The sequence below is a fragment of the Lipingzhangella rawalii genome (assembly GCF_031628175.1).
GTDB lineage: Bacteria > Actinomycetota > Actinomycetes > Streptosporangiales > Streptosporangiaceae > Lipingzhangella_A > Lipingzhangella_A rawalii.
Genome location: NZ_JAVLVT010000010.1, coordinates 344,760 through 367,608, shown reverse-complemented (window position 1 = coordinate 367,608; position 22,849 = coordinate 344,760). Strand labels below are relative to the sequence as shown.

The 22,849-nt window shown below is 69.2% G+C and carries 18 protein-coding genes; 13 read left to right on the top strand and 5 right to left on the bottom strand.

The window, feature by feature from the left end; all coding sequences use genetic code 11:
* Window positions 1-275 precede the first annotated feature (275 nt).
* Together RIF23_RS19010 and RIF23_RS19005 are read left to right on the top strand one after the other, a co-directional pair.
* Complete coding sequence (locus tag RIF23_RS19010) at window positions 276-479, top strand: cold-shock protein (protein ID WP_310913955.1); 204 nt, start codon at window positions 276-278, stop codon at window positions 477-479.
* A gap of 282 nt (window positions 480-761) precedes the next feature.
* Window positions 762-2,177, top strand: a complete 1,416-nt coding sequence (locus tag RIF23_RS19005; RefSeq protein WP_310913954.1) for a DEAD/DEAH box helicase — start codon at window positions 762-764, stop codon at window positions 2,175-2,177.
* A gap of 75 nt (window positions 2,178-2,252) precedes the next feature.
* Here RIF23_RS19005 and RIF23_RS19000 read toward each other — a convergent pair whose 3' ends face one another.
* Window positions 2,253-2,519, bottom strand: coding sequence for a MerR family transcriptional regulator (locus RIF23_RS19000; RefSeq protein WP_407659510.1), 267 nt, complete (start codon window positions 2,517-2,519; stop codon window positions 2,253-2,255).
* Window positions 2,520-3,276: 757 nt separating this feature from the next.
* Between RIF23_RS19000 and RIF23_RS18995 the strand changes: the two genes are divergently transcribed.
* The 6 genes from RIF23_RS18995 (at window position 3,277) to RIF23_RS18970 (ending at window position 11,048) form a co-directional block, all read left to right on the top strand.
* Window positions 3,277-3,705, top strand: a complete 429-nt coding sequence (locus RIF23_RS18995; RefSeq protein ID WP_310913952.1) for a helix-turn-helix transcriptional regulator — start codon at window positions 3,277-3,279, stop codon at window positions 3,703-3,705.
* A 5-nt stretch (window positions 3,706-3,710) separates the two neighbouring features.
* Window positions 3,711-4,121 (top strand): VOC family protein, encoded by a 411-nt coding sequence (locus RIF23_RS18990; RefSeq protein ID WP_310914010.1) that lies wholly within the window; start codon window positions 3,711-3,713, stop codon window positions 4,119-4,121.
* Window positions 4,122-4,123: 2 nt separating this feature from the next.
* Window positions 4,124-6,508, top strand: coding sequence for an excinuclease ABC subunit UvrA (locus RIF23_RS18985; RefSeq protein WP_310913951.1), 2,385 nt, complete (start codon window positions 4,124-4,126; stop codon window positions 6,506-6,508).
* A 244-nt stretch (window positions 6,509-6,752) separates the two neighbouring features.
* Complete coding sequence (locus tag RIF23_RS18980; protein ID WP_310913950.1) at window positions 6,753-9,269, top strand: GcvT family protein; 2,517 nt, start codon at window positions 6,753-6,755, stop codon at window positions 9,267-9,269.
* Between the two features lie 19 nt (window positions 9,270-9,288).
* On the top strand, window positions 9,289-10,059 hold the full coding sequence (locus RIF23_RS18975; protein ID WP_310913949.1) for an electron transfer flavoprotein subunit beta/FixA family protein: 771 nt from the start codon (window positions 9,289-9,291) through the stop codon (window positions 10,057-10,059).
* A 2-nt stretch (window positions 10,060-10,061) separates the two neighbouring features.
* The gene (locus RIF23_RS18970) at window positions 10,062-11,048 is read left to right on the top strand and encodes an electron transfer flavoprotein subunit alpha/FixB family protein (protein ID WP_310913947.1); all 987 of its coding nucleotides are present in this window, start codon (window positions 10,062-10,064) and stop codon (window positions 11,046-11,048) included.
* Window positions 11,049-11,160: 112 nt separating this feature from the next.
* Here RIF23_RS18970 and RIF23_RS18965 read toward each other — a convergent pair whose 3' ends face one another.
* Window positions 11,161-11,757, bottom strand: coding sequence for an NADPH-dependent FMN reductase (locus tag RIF23_RS18965; RefSeq protein WP_310913946.1), 597 nt, complete (start codon window positions 11,755-11,757; stop codon window positions 11,161-11,163).
* A gap of 528 nt (window positions 11,758-12,285) precedes the next feature.
* Entirely contained in the window at window positions 12,286-12,966 is a 681-nt protein-coding gene (locus RIF23_RS18960; RefSeq protein ID WP_310913945.1) for a DsbA family oxidoreductase, read from the bottom strand.
* Window positions 12,967-13,018: 52 nt separating this feature from the next.
* Between RIF23_RS18960 and RIF23_RS18955 the strand changes: the two genes are divergently transcribed.
* From RIF23_RS18955 to RIF23_RS18945, 3 genes are all read left to right on the top strand, one after another.
* Entirely contained in the window at window positions 13,019-13,399 is a 381-nt protein-coding gene (locus RIF23_RS18955) for a winged helix-turn-helix transcriptional regulator (protein WP_310913944.1), read from the top strand.
* 403 nt (window positions 13,400-13,802) lie between these two features.
* On the top strand, window positions 13,803-14,504 hold the full coding sequence (locus tag RIF23_RS18950; protein ID WP_310913943.1) for a CBS domain-containing protein: 702 nt from the start codon (window positions 13,803-13,805) through the stop codon (window positions 14,502-14,504).
* A 106-nt stretch (window positions 14,505-14,610) separates the two neighbouring features.
* Window positions 14,611-15,516: a universal stress protein gene (locus tag RIF23_RS18945; protein WP_310913942.1), complete on the top strand. Its 906-nt coding sequence runs from the start codon at window positions 14,611-14,613 to the stop codon at window positions 15,514-15,516.
* Window positions 15,517-15,713: 197 nt separating this feature from the next.
* On the opposite strand, the gene RIF23_RS18940 is transcribed toward RIF23_RS18945, so the two are convergent.
* On the bottom strand, window positions 15,714-18,452 hold the full coding sequence (locus tag RIF23_RS18940) for a bifunctional acetate--CoA ligase family protein/GNAT family N-acetyltransferase (RefSeq protein WP_310913941.1): 2,739 nt from the start codon (window positions 18,450-18,452) through the stop codon (window positions 15,714-15,716).
* Between the two features lie 295 nt (window positions 18,453-18,747).
* On the opposite strand from RIF23_RS18940, the gene RIF23_RS18935 reads away from it, so the two are divergent.
* Together RIF23_RS18935 and RIF23_RS18930 are read left to right on the top strand one after the other, a co-directional pair.
* A complete protein-coding gene (locus RIF23_RS18935) occupies window positions 18,748-19,509 on the top strand; it encodes an HAD family hydrolase (RefSeq protein WP_310913940.1) in 762 nt (253 codons plus the stop codon).
* Window positions 19,506-21,899, top strand: a complete 2,394-nt coding sequence (locus tag RIF23_RS18930; RefSeq protein WP_310913939.1) for a glycoside hydrolase family 65 protein — start codon at window positions 19,506-19,508, stop codon at window positions 21,897-21,899. The genes RIF23_RS18935 and RIF23_RS18930 overlap by 4 nt, the downstream gene beginning before the upstream one ends.
* Before the next feature lie 100 nt (window positions 21,900-21,999).
* Here the strand turns inward: RIF23_RS18930 and RIF23_RS18925 are convergent, their stop codons facing one another.
* Window positions 22,000-22,827, bottom strand: a complete 828-nt coding sequence (locus RIF23_RS18925; RefSeq protein ID WP_310913938.1) for a formate/nitrite transporter family protein — start codon at window positions 22,825-22,827, stop codon at window positions 22,000-22,002.
* Window positions 22,828-22,849 lie beyond the last annotated feature (22 nt).

Sequence of the window (22,849 nt, the reverse complement as noted above, 5' to 3'; positions counted from 1 at the left end):
AAAAATCTACGGTGTCCACCATGGAATTTATTCGTGGGCATCCACAGAGATGATGCGTCGATCGGCTACGATCTGTTTGTCGTGTTGACAGTATGCGCTTCCGTGCTACGCTGGCCGACAGCTGCAGTTGTGGTTCCCAATGGATTTTCAGGATTCTCCATGCATGCCCGCGTAGGGTGTTCATGTATTTCGGTGCTTCCGGACGGGTGATCATGACGGCAACTCCGGGTTTCACGCGGTGTGGGACTCGGGATTCACCCTGAAGGAGATTTATTTTGGCAACTGGCACCGTGAAGTGGTTCAACGCGGACAAGGGCTTCGGCTTCATCGAGCAGGTGGACGGCGGCGCTGACGTCTTCGCCCACTTCTCGAACATCCAGGCCTCTGGCTTCCGCGAGCTGCTCGAAGGCCAGAAGGTGAACTTCGACGTCACGCAGGGCCAGAAGGGCCTGCAGGCGGAGAACATCGTCCCCGCCTGACGCTGGCGTAATTCAACGAATGTGGCCCGCACCTCCGGGTGCGGGCCACATTCGTGTGCTTTTTCGACTATCTTTTTTTGATCATGACCCGAGGTCCTTTTCGTAGGCGTAACAAGGATCGGAAGTCGGTTGGATCCGGTTTCCAGTAGTGCCTTTGTTCGATCCAGAGCTTCGGGGTTCGCCAATTTCATCGGCTCGTAATCGCGGGTACTCACGCCACTTCCCGCTGTCTGGAAACTTCCCGGTGCGTGCCGTACCCGATCAAGCCGAGAAAGGCTGTACATGAACCGCGCTACCGACACCCGAAGCCGTGCTCGCCGTCCCCGTGCGACCGGCTCCGGGCCCCGTTCGCGGTCGGGGGGCTCCGCTCGTAAGGACACGGAGTTCGCCCTGCCGCAGACCACCACCCCGGCCCTGCCTCCAGTCGAGTCCTTCGCGGACATGCCCCTGCCCGAGCCCCTGCGGGCGAAGCTCACCAGCCTCGGGATGACGGCCCCGTTCCCCATCCAGGCGGCGACGCTGCCGAACGCGATCGCGGGACGGGATGTCCTGGGCCGGGGCCGGACCGGGTCCGGCAAGACCCTTGCCTTCGGTCTTGCTCTCCTCGCCCGCCTTGAGGGCCGTACCGCGCGGCCCCGCCAGCCGCTGGCCGTGGTTCTCGTCCCCACCCGGGAACTGGCTCAGCAGGTCACCGACGCGCTCACTCCCTACGCCCGTGCGCTCAGGCTGCGGATGGCCACCGTCGTCGGTGGCATGTCAATCGGTCGCCAGACCGCCGTGCTGCGCGACGGTGCCGAGGTGGTCGTCGCGACCCCGGGCCGACTTGCGGATCTGGTGGAGCGGGGCGGCTGCCGGTTGGACCAGGTGGAAACGGCAGTCCTCGACGAGGCGGACCAGATGACCGACATGGGGTTCATGCCACAGGTCACCCACCTGCTGGACCAGACCCAGCCGCGGGGGCAGCGGATGCTGTTCTCCGCAACCCTGGACCGCAACGTGGACCGACTGGTCCGCGGGTATCTCCGGGACCCGGTGGTCCACTCTGTCGACCCTTCGGCCGGCACCGTGACCGCGATGGAACACCACGTCTTCCACGTCCACGCGGACGACAAGCGGGTGACCACCGTCCAGATCGCGGCGCGCGAGGGACGCGTGCTGATGTTTCTGGACACCAAGCACGCGGCGGAGCGGTTGGCCAAGCATCTGCTCGACAGTGGGGTCAAGGCGGCCGCCCTGCACGGCGGCAAGTCCCAGCCGCAGCGCAACCGCACCCTCGGCCAGTTCAAGGACCAGAAGGTCAACGTTCTCGTGGCCACCAACGTCGCGGCACGCGGAATCGACATCGCCGATCTCGATCTCGTGGTGAACGTGGATCCACCCAAGGACCACAAGGACTATCTCCACCGTGGCGGTCGTACCGCGCGTGCCGGTGCGTCCGGACGGGTGGTCACCCTGGTGCTGCCCAACCAGCGCCAGGAGATGGCCCGGCTCATGACAACCGCTGGAATCACACCGCGGACCCAGAACATCCGCCCGGACCAGACCGAGCTCGGCGAGATCACCGGGGCCCAGACGCCGTCCGGCCAACCGGTCACCATCGCGGCGGCCCCGGAGCGGGAGCCCCGGCCCCGCACCGGCGGGGCGCGCGGGCGCAGTCGCCGACCTGGCCGTCGTGGCGCGTTCGGCAACGCCGCCTGATCCCGAGCTGCCGCGGCGGTGGTCCCGGGAGGCCCCGTCGCGGCGCTTGCGCAGCACCCCTGTGTCTGCGGCGCGCTACGACTCCTCGTCGTGGCCGGAACGCATCTCCGCGTTGATGCGCTGGGCTTCCTCCAGCTGGTCCTCCAGGATGATGATGCGGCAGGCGGCCTCCAGCGGAGTGCCGTCGTCGACCAGCTCCCGCACCCGGGCCGCGATGCGGAGCTGGTAACGCGAGTACCGCCGGTGCCCGCCGGCAGAACGCAGCGGGACGATGACCTCCGTCCGGTCCAAGCTGCGCAGGAAGTTCGGTGTTGTTCCCAGCATCTCCGCGGCCCGGCCCATGCTGTAGGCCGGGTAGTCCTCGTCGTCGAACTTCCTGTCGATGTCCTCTGGTTCCGAGGCCACTACACCTTCCACGGGTCGAGGGCCCCGGCCGCTCTGTGCCGGGGCCCTGGGATTGGGCTGACTTCATCTACCGGCGCGAGCGCCGGTGCGTTGCTCCCGTACGTGTCCTGCACCAGGTGAGTACACGTCGGGACCGCGAATGCGGGACCGCAGACCACCCCCTTCACACGTGCCAGTACGACGCCTACTACGTAGTTCGCACTTCAGTGGCCAACGGGCGATCCGATGCGCCCGGCCCAACTCCCTTCTACCGGTCACATGCTCCGTCACTGTGGCTGCTCTCGGGTGAGCCCGGACACGCGCCTGGACTCGACCTGCCGGACAGTCCAGCACCGCGAGCGGAGGTACACCCCGCGTACCTCCGTGTGGCCGCCTACGGCGCAACACCCCCGTAGATCTGCGGCCCTCCGTTCGTGGAGATCCTCTCTCACCCAGAGACAGTCGAAATGTTATCGGTGCAGGATGCGTATGTCTACGTTCACCACAACAGGTTTTTTGCGTGGCCTAGCAGAAGACCGCGGTGTCGTCGTGCGGGGGATCGGCTGGTGCCCCCGCGCCCGTGGTTGCCCGGTGGAACCCGGGCCGGGGCCGGGCGGAACAGAACCCGGACACAGCGCGCAGCGGGGTCCACGGATGCTGGGCAACTCCGGGTCCACGTGCCATGATTGTGGATGTGACCAGCACAGACGGATCGATGTCGCGCTTGGAAGACCTCGCGCGGCTCCGCCGTGTTCGAGACCGGATCGACCGCGAGTACGCTCGCCCACTCGATGTCGAGGCGCTTGCGCGCGGCGCGCACATGTCGGCGGGGCACCTCAGTCGCGAGTTCCGGCGCGCCTACGGAGAGTCGCCGTACTCCTACCTGATGACGCGGCGCATCGAACGCGCGATGGCGCTGCTGCGCCGGGGCGACCTGAGCGTCACCGAGGTCTGCTTCGCGGTGGGGTGCTCCTCCCTGGGGACCTTCAGCACGCGCTTCACCGAGCTGGTCGGCATGCCGCCCAGCACCTACCGGCACAGCGAGGCACGTGCGACGCTCGGGATTCCACCGTGTGTGGCGAAACTGGTGACCCGACCGGTCAGGAATCGAGAAGCGCCCGCCATCGGGCCGCGACTAGCGTGACCGCCATGGACATCACCATTCACGCGAGCTATCTGCCGCACAACGACCCGGACACCTCCCTGGCGTTCTACCGCGACGCGCTCGGCTTCGAGGTCCGCAACGACGTCGGCTACAACGGGATGCGCTGGATCACCGTCGGTCCCGTGGGCCGGCCCGACACGAACATCGTCCTGCAGCCACCCGCCGCCGACCCTGGCGTCACCGACAAGGAGCGCCAGACCATCGCCGAGATGATGGCCAAGGGCACCTACGGCGGGATCATGCTGGCCACCACCGACGTCGACAGCGCCTTCGAGCGCGTGCAGGCCAGCGGAGCCGAAGTCATGCAGGAGCCCACCGACCAACCCTGGGGCGCCCGCGACTGTGCGTTCCGCGATCCCGCCGGCAACATGATCCGTATCCAGGAGCTGCGCTGAGCATGCCGACGAGTCCGGACACGCCGCAGCCGGCACCCCACGCCGCGGACACCCACGACCGGATCCGCGTGTACGGCGCCCGCGAGAACAACCTTGCCGACGTACGGGTCGAGATTCCCAAGCGTCGCCTGACCGTGTTCACCGGCGTGTCCGGTTCGGGGAAGAGCTCGCTGGTGTTCGACACGATCGCCGCGGAGTCGCGGCGCATGATCAACGAGACCTACAGCGCCTTCCTGCAGGGTTTCATGCCGAGCCAGGCCCGCCCCGATGTCGACGTGCTCGACGGGCTCACCACCGCGATTATCGTGGACCAGGAGCGCATGGGGGCGAACCCCCGCTCCACCGTCGGCACCGCAACCGACGCCAACGCGATGCTGCGCATCCTGTTCAGCCGGCTCGGACAGCCGCACATCGGGCCGCCCAGTGCGTTCTCGTTCAACACCGCCTCGGTCCAGGCCTCCGGGATGATCCGCAAGGGCGACGGCAAGGCGGAGAAGGCGACGTTCTCCCGCACCGGCGGCATGTGTACCCGGTGCGACGGCACGGGCAGCGTCACCGACGTTGACGTGACCCAGCTCTACGACGAGAACAAGTCACTGGACGAGGGCGCGATCACCATCCCGGGCTACAAGGCCGGCGGGTGGTCGGTGCGGTTCTACACGGAGTCCGGCTACTTCGACCCGGACAAGCCGATCCGGGACTACACCGCGACCGAGCTGCACGACCTCCTGTACCGCGAACCGACCAGGCTCAGGATCCACGGCACGAACATGACGTACCAGGGGCTCGTGCCACAGGTGCAGAAGTCGTTCCTCGCCAAGGAACGCGAGGCGATGCAGCCGCACATCCGAGCCTTCGTGGACCGCGCCGTGACTTTCGTGACCTGCCCGGACTGCGGTGGCACCCGGCTGGGCGCGGCGGCCCGGTCCTCGCTGATCAACGGGAGCAGCATCGCCGACGTCTGCGCCATGCAGATCAGTGACGTCACCACATGGCTCGGCCAGCTCGACGAGCAGGGACAGGCGGTGGCGCCCCTGGTGGCGAAGCTGCGGCACACCCTCGACTCGTTCGTGGAGATCGGGCTGGGCTACCTCTCGCTCGACCGTCCATCGGGCACGTTGTCGGGCGGCGAGGCACAGCGCACCAAGATGATCCGCCACCTCGGCTCGGCCCTCACCGACGTGACATACGTGTTCGACGAGCCCACCATCGGGCTCCACCCACACGACGTGCAGCGCATGAACGACCTGCTGCAGCGGCTGCGGGACAAGGGCAACACGGTGCTCGTCGTCGAGCACGACCCGGCGACGATCGCGGTCGCCGACCACATCGTGGACCTCGGTCCCGGCGCCGGAACCGACGGCGGCACCGTCTGCTTCGAGGGGAGCGTCGCCGGGCTGCGGGACAGCGGCACGGCGACCGGCCGCCACCTCGATGACCGGGCCACGCTCAAGGGCACCGTGCGCACCCCCACCGCCACGGTGGACATCCGCGGGGCCCGGCAGAACAACCTGCAGAACCTCGACGTCAAGATTCCGACCGGGGTGCTCACCGTGGTCACCGGGGTGGCGGGTTCCGGCAAGAGCTCGCTGGTGCACGGGAACCTCGCCGGGCGCGACGGGGTGGTCCTGATCGACCAGGGCGCGATCAAGGGATCGCGTCGCTCCAACCCGGCCACCTACACCGGCCTGCTCGACCCGATCCGCACGGCTTTCGCGAAGGCCAACGGCGTGAAGGCGGCACTGTTCAGTGCGAACTCCGAGGGCGCCTGCCCCGCCTGCAACGGTGCCGGCGCGGTCTACACCGAACTGGGCGTGATGGAGACGGTCGCCTCCACCTGTGAGGAGTGCGAGGGGCGGCGGTTCCAGGACGCGGTCCTCGACTACAAGCTCGGCGGGCGGGACATCAGCGAGGTGCTCGCCCTGCCGGTGTCCGAGGCCGCGGAGTTCTTCGGCTCCGGCGAGGCGAGAACGCCCGCAGCCCACACCATCCTGCGCCGCATGGCCGACGTGGGGCTCGGCTACCTGACCCTCGGCCAGCCCCTGCCCACGCTCTCCGGCGGGGAACGGCAGCGGCTCCGGCTGGCCACGCACATGGGGGACAACGGCGCCAGCATCTACGTCCTCGACGAGCCAACCAGCGGCCTGCACCTCGCCGACGTGGCGCAGCTGCTCGCGCTGCTGGACCGGCTGGTCGACTCCGGCACCTCGGTTGTTGTCATCGAACACCACCAGGCGGTCATGGCGCACGCGGACTGGATCATCGACCTCGGCCCCGGCGCCGGACAGGACGGTGGCCGGGTCGTCTTCGAGGGAACTCCCGCCGACCTCGTCGCCGCCCGCTCCACCCGCACCGGCGAGCACCTCGCCGACTACGTCGGAGCCTGAGCGCGCGATCCGCGCAGGGCACGGGGAGCGGAGCTGGCTGTGCGTCCCCTAACCCGAGTCCGCACGAAGAGGGGCCCCACAACCGGTGTTGGCGGCCGATTAACGGGCAGCATTCTGGTGACTACCTAATGTGGTTCGCGGGGCAGCGGCATGCGTGCCGAGCCACCCGCTCCGCGGACATGATCCGCGCCGTGCCCGCGCGCCCGCTCCCGGGGCACGCACCCTACCCTCCGTGGAGGTAGCCATGAGCACCCCTCCGGACCGCGCCGACCTCGTCGTGATCGGAGCCGGCATCGTAGGGAGCTCGGTCGCCTACCATGCGGCCGACCTCGGGTGGCGCAACATCGTGCTGCTCGACAAGGGGCCGCTGCCCGACCCGGGCGGATCCACCGGCCACGCCTCCAACTTCATCTTCCCGGTGGACCACTCCAAGGAGATCACCTGGCTGACCCTGGACTCGATGCGCCAGTACGAGCGGTTCGGCACCCACACCGCCAGCGGTGGTATCGAGATCGCCCGTACCGAGGAGCGGGTCGAGGAACTGCGGCGACGGATGTCCTCCGCCGTCGCCTGGGGCATCGACGCGGAGCTGATCGGTGCGGACCGGGTCGCCGAACTGTTCCCCTTCGTCGATCGGAACCTCGTCCGGGCCGGGTTCTGGACCCCGTCGGTGGCCGTCGTCGACCCCCTGCGCACCGGCGTGCTGATGCGCGAGCACGCAGGCGCGCTCGGCGCGCTCACCGTGTCCCCGAACACCGAGGTGACCGGTGTCGAGACCACTGCCGGCCGGGTCTCCACCGTGCGAACCGACCGCGGGGACATCGAGACGGACACGGTGGTGGTCGCCTGCGGCGTGTGGAGCCCGCGCATCGCGCAGATGGCCGGGGCCACCATCCCACTCACCCCGGCCGTGCACCAGATGGCCGACGTCGGACCGATCCCCGAGCTCGCGGACACCGGCACCGAGATCGCCTATCCGATCATCCGTGACATGGACACGCTGATGTACGAACGGCAGAGCGGCGCTGACCTGGAGATCGGTTCGTACGCGCACCGGCCGATCCTGCACGACCCCGCGGACATCCCCTCCGCCGCGACCGCGCAGCTGTCCCCCACGCAGCTGCCGTTCACCGCGGACGACTTCGACCAGCAGATGCAGGACGCCCTGGACCTCTTCCCGGATCTCCTCACCCGTGCGGGAGCTGGCATCCGCCACGCCATCAACGGCCTGCTCTCACTCACCCCCGACGGTGGCCCGGTGCTGGGCGAGACCCCCGAGGTGCGCGGCCTGTGGTCCGCGGCATCCGTGTGGATCAAGGAGGGTCCCGGGGTCGGCCGGGCGGTGGCGCAGTGGATGAGCGACGGCGCCAGCGAGATCGACCTGCACGGCGCGGACATCGCCCGCTTCTACCCCAGCCAGCGCACCCGCCACCACGTGCGGGCGCGCGCGGCGGAGGGATTCAACAAGATCTACGGGATCGTGCACCCGCGCGAGCAGTGGGAGTCCGATCGCGAGCAGCGGCTCTCCCCGTTCCACCGCAGGGAGACGGAGCTGGCGGCGCGGTTCTTCCAGGTGGGAGGCTGGGAGCGCCCACACTGGTACGAGTCGAACCGCCCGCTGCTGGAGGAGTTCGCCGACCACATCGAAGATCGGCCACACGAGTGGGACGCCCGCTGGTGGTCGCCGATCATCAACGCCGAGCATCTCGCGATGCGCCAGCGCGTGGCGATGATCGACCTGACCGCGTTCGCGCAGTTCGAAGTGACCGGCCCCGGCGCCCTCGACTATCTACAGACGATGGTGGTCGCCCAGGTCGACCGGCCGGTGGGGCGGATCATCTACACCCCGGTGCTCGCTCCGAACGGCGGCTTCCGCAGCGACCTCACCGTGGTCCGGCTCGGCACGGACCACTTCCGGGTCATCACCGGCGGTGCGGACGGCGCGCGGGACCGCAAGTGGTTCACCGACCACCTGCCCACGGACGGCTCGGCCGGCTTCGCCGATGTGACCTCCGCGGTGTGCACGGTGGGGCTGTGGGGTCCACGCGCCCGAGACCTGCTCGCCGCGGTCACCGAGGACGACGTGTCCGACGCGGGTTTCCCGTTCGGGAGCGGCCGGTGGATCAGCATCGGCAGCGTGCCGGTGCTCGCACTGCGGCTGTCCTACGTCGGTGACCTCGGCTGGGAGCTGCACGCGCCCTTCGAGCAGGGGCAACACCTGTGGGACACGCTGTGGCGGGCCGGGCAGCCGCTCGGCGTGCTCCCCGCGGGCATCGGCGTCTACGGCACGACCGGTCGCCTGGAGAAGGGCTACCGGCTGATGGGGGCCGAGCTGGATTCCGAGTACGGCCCCGTCGAGGCGGACCTGGCGCTGCCGTCGGTGAAGGCGCATCACTTCATCGGCAAGGAGGCCTACCTGCGGGATCGTGACCGCGCCCCGGCGGCGCTGATGTGCACTCTCACTGTGGACGAGCACACCGACCCGAGCGGCGTGCGACGCTACCCCCAGGGGGGAGAGCCGATCCTGTCGCCCGCGGGGGAGCGCATCGTGGACGAGCGGGGTCGCCCGTCCTACGTCACCAGCGCGGGTTCCGCACCGTCGCTCGGCGCGTACCTGCTGATGGCCTACCTGCCACCGCGGTACGCGGTGGAGGGCACCACACTCGCCGTGCAGTACATGGGCAACCGGTACCCGGTCTCGGTGGCGCGCGCTGGGCGGGTGCCGCTGTTCGACCCGGACAACCAACGGATGAAGGCCTGAGCCGACGGGAGAGGCAGCGATGGACGTGCTGGTGTGCGTGAAGCGCGTTCCGGCCACCGGCGGGACGATCCCGCTCACTGCTGATGGCAGGGACGTCGACACGCGCAGTCTCGGCTTCACGATCGGTCCCCACGAGGAGTGTGCCGTCGAGGAGGCCGCGCGGATCGTCGAGCGCTTCGGTGGCAGCGCGGCCGTGCTCACGGTTGGGCCGCCGCAGGCCGACGAGCAGCTGCGCTACGCCATGTCCATCGGGCTGCAGCAGGGCGTGCGGGTGACCACCGGTGAGGAGGAGACAGATCCGGAGGCGACCGCGGCGGCCATCGTGGACGCGGTCCGCACGCTGGAGTCCGAGACCCGGCCCTTCGACCTCATCCTGTTCGGCAACGAGTCGGCGGATGCCGGCAACTGCCAGGTCGGGATCCGGGTCGCCCACGCGCTGGCGCGGCCCGCCGTCGGCGGCATCAAGGGCATCGAGCCGCAGCCCGAGCACGGCACCGTCCGGCTGCGCCGAGAGCTGCCCGACGGCATCGAGGTGTACGCGGCGCCCCTACCGGCCGTGGCCGCGGTGCGGGAAGGGCTCAACCTGCCTCGCTATCCCGCCGTCACGGGGCGGCTCCGCGCCAAGCGGGCCCACATCCGCACGATCGAGCCCGAGCTGGTTCCGGGCGGGCTGCGCAAGGTGCGGCTGCGCCCACCCGCCGAGGCCGCGCGGGAAACCGTGGTCCTCGGCCACGGCGCCGCGGCGGCCGGACCCGTCGTCGACATGCTGGCCGAGCTCGGGATGGTGTGATCATGCTGGTGACGCTGGTGGAATCCGCGCAGGAGGGCCTCGCTGCGGGTTCCGCGAACGCCCTCGCCCACGCCCGTGAGCTGGCCGACGTCCTGGGCACGCACGTGGAGGCCGCGACGTTCGCGGGCGCACCGGAGGTGCGGGACGGGCTCGCCGGGTACGGGGTGTCCCGGCTGCACGTGGTCGAGCACGGGGAGTGCGTCGAGTACAGCCCGGAGTGCTGGGGCGAGGCGCTGGCGCAGCTGCTGGACGACACCCGCCCGGACGGCGTTCTCGCCGCGGCCACCGATCGCGGCAACGAGGTGCTGGCCCAGGCCGCGGCCCGCATCGGCCTCCCGCTGGCCACGAACTGCCTCAACGTGGCACCGGCGACCGGCGCCGCGGAGGGGGACCCCGCCTGGGCGCTCACCCGGCAGCGCGGCGGCGGCGTCTTGCTGGAGGACGCGGAGCTGAGCGCACCCACCAAGCTGGTCACCGTCCTCGCCGGCACCGTCGAACCGTCAGCGGGCGAAGCGGTGCCCGAGGTCGACGTGCGCACCTTCGTGCCGCAGCTCGACACCGACCCGGCACGCAGCAGGATCGTGGACCGCACCGCCAGAGAAGCGGGGGTTAGCCTCGCCACGGCCGCGGTGGTGGTCTCCGGGGGGCGCGGCGTCGGCAGCGCGGAGGGCTTCGACATGATCGAAGAACTCGCGGAGCTGCTCGGTGGTGCGGTCGGCTGTTCCCGCGTGGCGACGAACGACGGATGGCGCCCGCACAGCGACCAGGTCGGCCTGACCGGAACGAAGATCGCTCCGGAGCTGTACATCGCCTGCGGGATCAGCGGCGCCACCCAGCACTGGGTGGGCTGCCGGGACGCCCGACGCATCCTCGCGATCAACACCGACCCGCAGGCGCCCATGATGACCCGCGCCACCTACGCGGTCACCGGGGATGTGCACGAGGTGGTCCCCGCGATCATCGCGGAGATCCGCAGGCGCACCGAGTAGCGCCGTCCCCCCGGGGGAGGCATGGTCGGCGGCATCCTGCGCTGGCACGCCGGGCCACCCGCCGCCGTGGGTGGCCCGGGTCGTCGCTAGGCAGACCGAGGCCGCGGCAGAGTCAGGGGCGGTAGGGAACGCGCTCGCGGGCGTCGCGCAGGGCGTGGGCCCACCAGTCGAGCTGGTCCAGGAACCCCTTGGCGGCGTTCTCCAGCGACTCGCCGTCGGTGGTCTCGCCGTGTTCGTCGAAGCGCTCCCAGTAGTTGGCGAAGCTGATGGTGTTCCGGATGGTGGGCGAGTGAACCTCGTTGAACACTTGACGCAGCTGTTCGACGGCGTGCAGTCCGCCCCCGACACCGCCGTAGGACACGAATCCGACCGGCTTGGCGTTCCATTCGTAGAAGTACCAGTCGATCGCGGATTTCAGTGACGCTGGGTAACCCCTGTTGTAGACCGGTGTAACCACGATGAAGGCGTCCGCCTGGGCGAGCCGTGGCTGCAGGCGCTGCACCGGCTCGGGTAGGGGGGCGTCGGGGTCGTTGCCACCGAGGATCTCCGGCAGTGCCGCGTCCTTCAGGTCGATCAGGTCGACGGTCAGGTCGCCGCGCTGCCGGGCCCGCTTCGCGATCCACCGGGCCGGGGTGGGCGAGAATCGGTCCTGGCGCGTGCTGCCGATGATCACGGCCACGTGCAGGGGACGTTCGGTGGACGTGGACATAGTGATGCGCTCCTTTCGCTGTGCGTCTGCGAGCAGGCCATCCGGGATGGCCGCGCCGGTGCGGCTGTCCCGGTGGAACTCCGTCGCGGACGACGGTAAAAGTTAAAGTTGAATTTAAGTCAACAATTGGTCGAGAGGAGGGTCCGTTCGACATCCGGCACGGCGTGCCGGGCACGGACGGACGGCACCGCGGACGGATCGCCGCGGTGCGTTCCGGGTCCGGGGCACTGTCCACCGGGCGCTGCCGTTGCGGCCCGGCCGGCGATGACGGTGAAAGAACGGGTCATACAGCGACCACGGCTCCAGCGCCGCCTCGGTATCCAGCGGTGCGAGCGCGGCATCCGGCGGCACCGGCCCCGATACGGCCACCCCGGCGGTAACGAGGTGGGCGGCTGCGGCCTCGACGACCTCGGCCGTGAGCTCGGTTGGCATCCGGACCGGGGGTGGCCGCGGCACCGGCCCCGCCACCCCAGGTGCGGAGTCCCGCGCGGTGCCGGCGATTCCCGGACGCTCGCGCGGTGGGTTCCGTCAGGCGGTGGCCTCCTGCCACACCTGCGTCAGGGCCCGGTGGAACGTCTCCACCGGCTGTGCGCCCGAGAGCGCGTACCGCTGGGCGAACACGAAGGTCGGTACGCCGGTGACTCCCAGCTGGCGGGCCTGGGCCTCGTCGGCACGAACCTGCTGGGAGAAGTCGCCCCCCGCCAGCACGTGACGGGTGGCCGCGTCGTCGAGGCCGGCCTCTGTCGCGAGCTGGACCAGTACGGACGACTCGGAGACGATGGCGCTCTCGGTGGCGTAGGCGATGGACAGCCGTTCCCGCATCTCCTCGCCCCGGCCCACGGACTCCGCGTAGTGCATCAGCCGGTGTGCGTCGAAGCTGTTCGACGGCCGTGCCTCGGTGAGCCGGTAGTCCAGCCCGGCCTCGGCGGCCAGTTCGGTCAGGACGCGCAGCTTCTCCTCGGCCTGGGCGGGCGTAAGCCCGAGGTCCCGCTGCATGCGCTGGGGGATGGTGAGTTCGCCGCGGCCGGGGGACTCCGGGTCGAGCTCGAAACTCCGCCAGCGCACCGCGACGGCGTCGCCGTGCTCGAAGTGGGACAGCGCGGCCTCGAAGCGGCGCTTGCCCAGGAGGCACCACGGACAGACCACGTCGAACCAGACGTCGACGGTGATCTGCTCCGTGCGCTGCGTCGTGGTTGCTTGACTATCCATTTTTCCGTACCTAACTTAATCGGATACTACTTACCTTGAGGTAGGGGGCTGCATGACCAGATCCGAAGCGTCGGCGCCCAGGAGCGCGTTCGACAGTGACTGTCCCAGCCGTACCGTCCTCAACCACGTCGCCAGCCGGTGGGGAACCCTGATCATCACGTGCCTGCGCGGGGGGCCACAGCGCTTCTACGTGCTGCGGGACAGCATCGGTGGGATCAGCGAGAAGATGCTGTCGCAGAACCTGCGTTTGCTGGCCACCGACGGCCTGGTCGAACGACGGGTGGAGCCCAGCAGCCCGCCCCAGGTCACCTACGCCCTCACCCCTCTGGGGGAGGAGCTGGCGGAGCACCTCCAGTCGCTCGTGGACTGGGTCACCCTGCGCACCGACGAGATCCTCGCGACTAGGGCCCGCCACGGGGTCGGGGACAGCTGAGGAGTAGCCGATGGCGCACGGGTAACACGTGATCCGCATAGATTGCTAACCATAGGAGACTTGATAACTCCTGGGAAGTTCATACCTCTGGTTAATCAGCTATACATTCGTAAGTCGAGATGCTCGACCATGCGATCGTGGCCCTACAGCACAAACCTGAGCTGCGCTGGCACCCCTGGCGTAGCGCCCTCCGCACGCTTTCGCTGAGCGCTCGACCCGGCACAGCGTGTCCCGTACAGCCGCCCCCCCCATTCGAAAGGTGTGGCTCCCGGTCCAGGCTGTCGACCTGGGGCAGCCGCCGCGGGGGGAGTTGGTCCCCCAGGAGAGGGGTCTGAAGCCTCTGGGGAGGCCAAGCGCTGCTGCGTAGCGTGAGCGCTGAGGCTGCCAACGCTGAGGAGTGCAGATGAGCGCCACCGTTCGCGATCTGATGTCGACGAAGGTCGCGTCGATCGCACCCACCACGTCATTCAAGGACATCGCTCGAATGATGCTCTCGGCCGAGGTCACTGCGCTGCCCGTTGTTGCGGATGGCAGCGTCGTCGGGATCGTGACCGAGACCGACCTCCTGCACAAGGAGGAGTTCAAACGGGAGGGCAGCCAGGAGGATTACGAACCCCCGTTGCGCACGCGGATTCGTCGCGTACTTGGCGGCTCGGGCAGTGGCCGGCGCAAGGCGGCGGCCGTGGACGCGCGTGGCCTCATGAACCGGGAAGTGATCACCGTCCTGGCCGGGGACAGCGCGATCAGCGCGGTCCGGGCCATGGAGCGTCGTGATGTCAAACAACTGCCGGTGGTGGACGAGTCCGGTGCCCTGGTTGGCATGGTGAGCCGTCGGGATCTACTACGGATCTTCGCCCGCCCCGACGAGGACATCGCCCGGGATATCGGCATCGCCCTGGCCCAGACGCCCCGCTGGCTGAACGCCGGCGCGCTGACGTTCGCCGTGCAGGACGGTATCGCGACCCTGGAGGGCACCTTGGAGCAGCACAGCAGTGTCGTGCTGGTCAACCAGATGGTCCACGGGGTGGACGGCGTGGTCGGCGTGTCCAGCAACATCACCTGGGAGGTCGACGACCTCCTGCCGCCTCGTGCCCGGGTGCGGTGACTCAGACGGACACCGCGGATGGCCCGGGACTCCGCGCAGGTCAAGCCGGTCCGAGGAGACCTGACCTCGGCCGGAGGTACCACTACTCAGGAGGGTGGGAGAAACCATGTCGCAGCCGGCGCCGGTGGTGGTGGGTGTGGACGGATCAGAGGAGGCCCTGGCAGCCGTGACGTGGGCGGCTGGCGAGGCAGAGCTTATGGGGCGGCCACTTCGGGTGGTGCACGCTGCCAAGTGGGGAGACTTTCCGATGCGGTTCGGGTCTCCCCCAAAGCCACCGGAGTGGTCCGGGTTGGCTGACGTCGTTCAGCAGGTCGTCGCCGAGGCCGAGCAGCACGCGCGCAAGAGCAGGCCGGGGCTGGAGGTTACGGGTGAGGCCATCGACGGCTTCGTGCGACCGGTGCTGCTCGCCGAGGCGAACGAGGCCGCGCTGATGGTGGTGGGTTCCCGCGGACTCGGGGGCGTTGGTTCAGTGCTGATCGGCTCCATCGGTGTGGAACTGGCGGCGCGTGCGGCGTGTCCCGTGGTCGTGGTGCCGCACGGGCCCACGGCGGAGCCTGATGCCGAGATTGTGGTCGGGGTGGATTGTTCGGACTCGTCACGGCCCGCTGCGGAGTTCGCGTTCGCTGAGGCGCACAGGCGTGGGGTCAGCGTGGTCGTGACCATGGCCTGGGAGGGGCCCGGTAGGCACGCCGATTCCAGAGACGAGGAGCCACCGGCGGAGCATGAAGCCACGCGCCAGACCGCCCAGAAGCGGTTGGACGCGTTCGTGGAACCGCTGCGCAAGGAGTATCCAGGGGTGGTCGCGCACGTGGGGGTCCGGTTCGCCACTGCGCGCACCTTCCTCGCCGAGCGTGCCGAGCACGCCGGGATGCTCGTCGTGGGTTCCCGGGGCTACGGCGCGGCCAGAGGCCTGTTCATGGGCTCGGTCAGCCAGGCCGCGCTTCATCACGCCCCCTGCCCGGTCGCCGTGGTGCCCTTCACGGCGCTGGTCGACGAGACCCCGGAGGACTGAAGCGCGACATCGCCGAAGTCGAGTGTGGTCGCCACGCATGCGGCGTCCGGTGCACCCGACTGGTGACGAATCGTTGGCTTAGGTCGTAAACGGGATCGCCACCACGCGGGCGGTACGTCGTGAAGCCGTGCCGCTCGCGTGCCCTCGCGTGGTCAGGGGCACGCACTGCGGTGGCCTCCCACCGCCGACCGACCAGCTCAGGGGAGACGGCGCAGGTAAGGGTCGGTCCTGGTGACCGGTTCCACGCGGATGCGTACGTCCACGGCCTGGCAGTCCTCCTCGGTAACGATCACCGGGTTGAGGTCCAACTCCGCGACTTCCGGCAGGTCTGTGGCCAGCTGCGACAGTCGAAGCGCGATGTTCTCGACAGACGAGGTGTCCAGACCTGCGGCGCGTCGAGACTCGGGCTTGCCTGGCACGTTCTCGGGTGCTGTTGCCGGCAGGGTGGCGATCAGTTCGGCCGCGTCTGCCGTAGTGAGCGGGGTCAGGCGTGCCTGGCGCAGGTCGAGGGCGTCGGCGTGTACCCCGCCCAGGCCGTACACCAGCACCGGGCCGAAGACCGGATCGTGATGCACTCCGAACAGCAGCTCCAGTCCGGGCGTGGCCATGCACTGGACGAGCGCTCCATGCATCCTGTCCCCGAAGTGCTGCTGCAGTTCGCGGTAGGCGTCGACAACCGCCGCCGGGTCACCGAGGTTGAGCCGGAGCGCCCCCTCCCGGCCCTTGTGCACGACTCCCTCGATCTCCGCCTTGACTGCGATTCGCCCGCCCAGGTCGCGTGCGGCGCTGCCTGCCTCACGTGGAGATCGGGCCCAGCGCCACGGCATGATCGGGATGCCGTAGTTCGCGCACAGGGCCAGCGCGACGGATGTCGGAAGCCACCCCCCGTCAGGGTTCCCGGCAAGGAACGTCTCGACAGCCTCGCGCGCCGGTTCCGCGGCGACGCCAGACAGGTGGGGCACCTCACCCCGAGGGTGCGCACGCCAGCGGGAGTACTGCCAGGCGTGTCCCAGGGCCCGGGCGGCGGCCGTGGGGTCGCCGTAGCACGGAAGCGGTGGCCCACCGGGAATCGCGGGAGCGGTCACCGTCTCGGCCTGACCAAGGGCCACAGCCAGGACGGGCTTGCCGGTCTGTGCAACTTGCGGGGCCATGGTGGCCGGGTCCAGCTCGGTGAGGGCGGTCGCCACGGTGAGGACGATGACCGCGTCTACATCGGGGGACGCGGCGAGGGTTCGCACGGCCGTATGGAACTGGCTGGAGGTGGCATCGGCGCCGGTGTCGACGGGATTGGCGCACTCGGCCCGAGCGGGCAGTGCCGCGGTCAGCCCCTGTCGGGTCATACCTCCCAAGGAGCGGACGGTCAGGCCTGCCGCGACACAGGCGTCGGCAGCCAGGACACCGGCTCCACCTGCGTTGGTCACGATTCCCACCCTGGGTCCCTGCGGCAAGGGCTGATGTGCGAGCAGCGCCGCCGTACCCACCAGCTCCCCAAGGTCACGCGTGGTGACGATTCCCGCCTGGTGGAACAGAGCCCGAGTGGTGCGCGCGGAAGTAGCCGCGGCCGCGGTGTGCGAGGCCGCGGCCCGTTGGCCCGGTTCCGACTGCCCGGCGGCCACGGTGAGCAACGGGATGCGCCGGCCGACCTGGCGCGCCAGCCAGGAGAACTTGCGCGGATTGCCGAACGACTCCAGGTACAGCACTCCCAGGCGGGTGGCCTCGTCCGCATCCCACCACATCAACAGATCATTGCCACTGACGTCGACCTTGTCGCCGAGGGACACGAACGAAGAGATTCCCACCCCCAGTCGGGACAGGTGATCCAACACGGTGATGCCAACACCACCGGACTGCACGACGACGCCCGCGCTGCCGTGGACGGGATGCGTGGCACCGAACGTGGCGTCAAGGCGGATCCCCTCCTCCGTGTTGCCCATGCCGAAGCAGTTGGGCCCCACCAGGCGCATGTCATGCGTACGGCACAGCGTGCGTAGCGCCTGTTGCGTCTTCAGGTCCAGGCCTCCGGTGATGATGACGAGCCCGCGTACGCCCCTGTGCGCGCATTCCCAGGCCACATCAAGGACCGCCGCCGCGGGCACGGCGACCACTGCGAGGTCCGGTGTCTCGGGAAGTCGCGTCACGCTCGGGAACGCCGGAACGTTGTCGATGTGGCTGGCGTGCGGGTTGACTGCGTAGAGACTCCCGGTGAATCCACCGGAGCCGATGTTGTGCAGTACGGCCCGTCCCACCGAGCCCGCGCGCCGGCCGGCGCCGATCACCGCGACACTGCTGGGCCGCAGCAGGCCATCGAGGCTCGCCCGGTCGGCGAGCCCCTCCCGCTCGTGCGTCGCGGTCAGATAGCGCTCGTCGGTCGTCAGCGGGAAGGTGACGTGAATCTCACCCTGGGTGACCTGTCGCTGCATGGGAAGCCCCGCGGCGGCGAACACCCCCATCATCTCGCCGTTCGTCAACAGTACGTCTGCGCGGAACTCGCGGATACCGTTGCTGCGGGCGTGCGAGGCGAGATGCTCCAGCAGCAGCGTGCCCACACCGCGCCTCCGGGTGTCGTCAGCCACCGCCATCGAGACTTCGGCGCATCCCGGCTGGCCAGTCGAGTCATACTGCGCCACCCCGATGATGCGCTCCCCACGTGTGGCGACCAGCGCGCCGCGTCCAGCACCGTCGGCCAGGCAGATCCTGTGGGCGAGCCCCGAAAGCGCCGCGTTGTTGGGTACCCCGAAGAAGCGCAGGTACCGGCTCTCCGGCGTGAGCGCGGCATGGAGCCGATAGACGGCGTCCAGGTCGGACTCGCGTGGCTCCCGAATGGCCACCGAGGTCCCGTCACGCAGTAGTGCGTAGTCGAGGCAACCGTCCGAGGCATTCTCGGGGGCGCCTGTAGTGCCGCTTCTGGAGGCGGACGACGACCGCGGCCGAGCCATCGTGGATCTCCCTTCGACACCGACGCTCGTCCCATCAGGCTCCACCACCTGCCCGAGCGCGCACAGCGGCCCTTGGCCCTCTCAACCCGTGCCAATAGTCCCCCGTCCGCACCCGGACGTGCCTGTCGAAAGGTTGGCGCCCGCGCGAAGACGCGAACGGTCGCTCCGGTCCGCTGCCTACGAACCGAGCGCCCCACCGCGACCAAGGGTCCACAGGGTGGGGACCAAAGCCTCTGCCCGCGCGCAGCACCCTCGGGTTGCGTGGAGTGTGGACGGTCAGAAGGGTACGGTCAGCATGCGTTCCATCGACGACTGCGTCGGGGTGATCCTGGATACCGACGGCGTGATCACGAACACCGCCGGGCTGCACGCCGCGGCGTGGAAACACGCCATCGACGAGTTCCTCCTGGAACGCGCCCATCACGGGCATGGCCGATTCCGTCCGTTCGACATGCAGGCCGACTACCTGCGCTACGTCGACGGCCGGAGTCGTGGCGACGGGGTGCGCACCTTCCTGGCCTCTCGCTCGATCACCCTGCCGGAGACGGCGCCCCCGCAGGATCCCGGAGCAGTCACGGTCAGTGGCCTCGGTGACCGCAAGGACCGTTACTTCCTCCAGCAGGTTCAGGAGTACGGAGTGGCGCCGTTCGCCTCCACCATCGCCTTCGTCCGCCGGCTGCGTGAACGCGGTGTGGCGCTGGCCGCGGCCTCGGCCAGCCGCAACTGTAAGACGGTCCTACGCGCCGCGGGAGTTGCCGACCTGTTCGAGGTTCGGGTTGACGGCTGGGACGTCCTGCGCCTCGGGCTGGCCGGTAAGCCGGCACCGGACCTGTTCCTGGAGGCCGCCAGGCGGCTCGGTGTACCAGCTCAGGAGTGCGCCGTGGTCGAGGACGCGACGGCCGGGGTAGAAGCGGCACGACGCGGAGAATTCGGGCTGGTGGTCGGGATCGACCGTGGTGGTTGGGGGGCCGAGCTCTACCGCCACGGCGCGGATATCGTCGTCACCGACCTCTCCGGAACAGCGCTGGCAGCCGCACCGTCGCGGGACGTGTCATGAGCCGCTGGTTGTTCTCCTACCCCGATGTCGGGCCGGACTCCTGCGGCTCTGGCCTACGCGAAGCCCTGTGCACGCTGGGGAATGGACGGTTCGCCACGCGGGGTGCCGCGCCGGAGGCAGTAGCCGATGAAACCAACTACCCGGGCACCTACCTGGCCGGCTGCTACAACCGACTGACCTCCACCGTGGCCGGTCGCGAGATCACCAACGAGGACATGGTCAACCTGCCCAACTGGCTACCGATGACCTTCCGTATCGACAACGGCCCCTGGTTCGGCCCGGCAGCCTCTTGGCAGACAGCCGAACAGACCTGGGAACTCGACGTACGTCGTGGTGTGCTCACCCGCCTGGCGCTGATCCGCGACGACTCCGGACGCGAGACGCGGCTCACCCAGCGCCGCCTGGTGTCAATGGCGGAGCCCACCCTCGCCGCGCTGGAGACCACCCTGGTACCCCTGAACTGGAGCGGGCGCCTCACCGTGCGTTCCGCCCTCGACGCCAGGACACGTAACACGGGCGTGGCCCGCTACCGGGACCTGGCCTCGGAACATCTACACCCCCTGGGCGCCGGCGCCGAGTCCTCTGGTATCGCGTGGCTGCATACCCGAACCGTCACCTCCGAGATCCGCATCGCCATGGCTTCCCGGACCGTCAGTGACGCGGGGGCCGAACAGTCCTGCGAGACCACCCCGGACGGACGCTGGGCGGCCCACCACGAAAGCCGTCTGGTCGCCGAAGGCACTCAGTTCACCGTGACCAAGGTCGCCTCCGTGCACAGCTCGGGTGACCGTGCTGCCGCCGACTGCCTCGACGCCGCGCTGCGAGAGGTACAGCGGGCTCACACCTTCGAGGCGCTGGTGGAACGGCACACCGTCGCCTGGAGGCACCTGTGGCGGCGCTGTGGGGTCGAGGTCGCGGACCAGGAGACGCAGCGCGCGGTGAACCTGCACGTCTTTCACCTGTTGCAGACACTCTCCCCGCACACCGCAGACCTGGATGTGGGTGTCCCGGCCCGTGGTCTGCACGGAGAGGCTTACCGCGGGCATGTCTTCTGGGATGAGCTGTTCGTCTTCCCGTTCCTGTGTGCGCGACTTCCGAACGTCGCACGGAGCCTGCTGCTGTACCGCTGGCGCCGCCTGCCGGAGGCGCGCGCAGCCGCAGCCGCCACGGGGTTGCCCGGCGCGATGTTTCCCTGGCAGAGCGGCAGCGACGGTCGCGAGGAAACCCAGACCGTCCACCTGAACCCGATGTCCGGACGCTGGTTGCCCGACCGCAGCCACCGCCAGCGACACGTGGGTATCGCTGTTGCCTACAACGTGTGGGAGTACTACCGGCTCACCGGGGACCGCAGGTTTCTCGCCGACTACGGTGCCGAGCTCGTGCTGGAGGTCGCCCGCTACTTCGCTGGACTCGCGACCTACAACAAGGCACTGAATCGCTACGAGATCCGCGGGGTGATGGGCCCGGACGAGTACCACGACGGCTACCCGGACCGGACCGAGCCCGGGCTGGACAACAATGCCTACACCAACATCATGACCGCCTGGCTGCTGCGGCGTGCCCTACACATCCTGGACCTCATCCCCGGGCGCCGGCGCAGCGAGCTGGTCGATGCGCTGAGTCTCACCGACGCAACACTGAGCCGGTTCGAGGAGGTGAGTCGCAAGCTCCGCGTGCCGTTCCACGGCGGAGTCATCAGTCAGTTCGAGGGTTATGCGCATCTGGAGGAGCTGGACTGGGACCATTACCGAGCGACGTATCCCGATGTGCAGCGACTTGACCGCATCCTGGAGTCCGAACACGGGGCGGGCGCCGCCAACCGGTACAAGGTCTCCAAACAGGCCGACACCCTGATGCTGTTCTTTCTCCTGACCGAGGAGGAGCTCGCGGAGCTCCTCGACCATCTCGGATACGGCATCGACACCGGGCTCATCCCCCGCACGGTGGAGTACTACCTCGCACGAACCTCACACGGATCCACCCTGAGCGCAGTCGTCCACGCCTGGGTGCTCGCGCGCACCGACCGCGCGAACTCCTGGACGTTCTTCAGCCAGGCACTGCGCTCCGACATAGACGACACCCAGGGCGGCACCACCGCCGAGGGAATCCATCTCGGCGCGATGGCCGGCACCCTGGACCTGCTCACCCGCTGCTACACCGGACTGGCACCCGACCCGGAGGCCCTGCGGCTGGACCCCCGCCTCCCTCGCGGGCTGCACCACCTCGCCTTCGAGATCGACTATCACGGACATGCCGACGTTCGTGTGGACATCACCGAGGGTCGCCTCCGGGTGGAGCTGCCCACCTCGGACGCACCGCCGCTGCAGGTCGCGACTACCCGGGCGAGTGTCTCCCTCGCACCGGGGTCGTCCTGCGAGCTCCCGTGCTGAAGCGCGTGACGATGGCGTGGGTCGGTGCTGGGCGGGCTGCCCCACGGCGCGTGGCGTACCGTGGCAGGCCCCGTTCCCGCCCCGGTCCCGATCCGGGCACCTAGCCGGGGATGTCGCGGTTGGACCGGTCGGATCCCGGACGCAGATAGATCACGTAGTAAACGAGCGCCACCATCAGACTGCCACCAACGATGTTGCCCAGGGTGACCGCAACGATGTGCACAGCCGCGCCGGCGAGGGCCACCGGCGGAAGTCCGGCAGCCGCCTCGGGAACGAGCCAGGCGACCATCAGACCCCGGGGGATGAAGTACAGGCTGGCGGCCACGTGCTCCAGCCCGAGCGCACCCAGAGCGGACAGCGGCAGGACGGTTCCGACCACCTTGTCCGTGACCGAGCGACCCGCCATCGAAACCCACACAGCCAAGCACACGAACAGGTTGCCGAGCACCCCGAGAAAGAACGCTTGCATCCACGGCAGCGCCGCGCGATCCACGGCCATCTCGACGGCGCGGGTGCCGACAGCGCCGTCCTGGGCCGCCGGCAGGCCGGACAGGGTGAACAGGGCAGCGAGCCCCGCCGCCCCAACGCCGTTGGCGACGAGAACGAGTGACCAGTTCCGCAGCAGCCGCCGGCCACTCAGCCTGCGCGACGCCCAGGCCATCGTGAGCAGGTTGTTGCTGGTGAAAACCTCCGCGCCCGCGAGGATCGCCAGCATGTAGCCAGTGGAGAACACCAGGCCACCGGCGAGGAGATGCCATGTCGTCTCGCTGGTCGTCACGACCGTGTAGTACAGGCCGCCGAGACCGATGAAGCCCCCGGCCAGCACTCCCAGCATGACGGTGCCCAGCAATGGCGCATGCGCCTTTGCGATTCCGAACGCCTCAACTCGCTCGGCGACCTGCGGCGGAGAGTAGGCGTCCAGGCTCATCGGGCTTCGCGCTCCCGTCAGG

Coding starts and splice junctions, on each gene's coding strand:
- RIF23_RS19005 (WP_310913954.1), top strand. CDS start 762: ATGAACCGCGCTACCGACACCCGAAGCCGTGCTCGCCGTCCCCGTGCG.
- RIF23_RS19000 (WP_407659510.1), bottom strand. CDS start 2,519: ATGGGCCGGGCCGCGGAGATGCTGGGAACAACACCGAACTTCCTGCGC.
- RIF23_RS18995 (WP_310913952.1), top strand. CDS start 3,277: ATGTCGCGCTTGGAAGACCTCGCGCGGCTCCGCCGTGTTCGAGACCGG.
- RIF23_RS18990 (WP_310914010.1), top strand. CDS start 3,711: ATGGACATCACCATTCACGCGAGCTATCTGCCGCACAACGACCCGGAC.
- RIF23_RS18985 (WP_310913951.1), top strand. CDS start 4,124: ATGCCGACGAGTCCGGACACGCCGCAGCCGGCACCCCACGCCGCGGAC.
- RIF23_RS18980 (WP_310913950.1), top strand. CDS start 6,753: ATGAGCACCCCTCCGGACCGCGCCGACCTCGTCGTGATCGGAGCCGGC.
- RIF23_RS18975 (WP_310913949.1), top strand. CDS start 9,289: ATGGACGTGCTGGTGTGCGTGAAGCGCGTTCCGGCCACCGGCGGGACG.
- RIF23_RS18970 (WP_310913947.1), top strand. CDS start 10,062: ATGCTGGTGACGCTGGTGGAATCCGCGCAGGAGGGCCTCGCTGCGGGT.
- RIF23_RS18965 (WP_310913946.1), bottom strand. CDS start 11,757: ATGTCCACGTCCACCGAACGTCCCCTGCACGTGGCCGTGATCATCGGC.
- RIF23_RS18960 (WP_310913945.1), bottom strand. CDS start 12,966: ATGGATAGTCAAGCAACCACGACGCAGCGCACGGAGCAGATCACCGTC.
- RIF23_RS18955 (WP_310913944.1), top strand. CDS start 13,019: ATGACCAGATCCGAAGCGTCGGCGCCCAGGAGCGCGTTCGACAGTGAC.
- RIF23_RS18950 (WP_310913943.1), top strand. CDS start 13,803: ATGAGCGCCACCGTTCGCGATCTGATGTCGACGAAGGTCGCGTCGATC.
- RIF23_RS18945 (WP_310913942.1), top strand. CDS start 14,611: ATGTCGCAGCCGGCGCCGGTGGTGGTGGGTGTGGACGGATCAGAGGAG.
- RIF23_RS18940 (WP_310913941.1), bottom strand. CDS start 18,452: ATGGCTCGGCCGCGGTCGTCGTCCGCCTCCAGAAGCGGCACTACAGGC.
- RIF23_RS18935 (WP_310913940.1), top strand. CDS start 18,748: ATGCGTTCCATCGACGACTGCGTCGGGGTGATCCTGGATACCGACGGC.
- RIF23_RS18930 (WP_310913939.1), top strand. CDS start 19,506: ATGAGCCGCTGGTTGTTCTCCTACCCCGATGTCGGGCCGGACTCCTGC.
- RIF23_RS18925 (WP_310913938.1), bottom strand. CDS start 22,827: ATGAGCCTGGACGCCTACTCTCCGCCGCAGGTCGCCGAGCGAGTTGAG.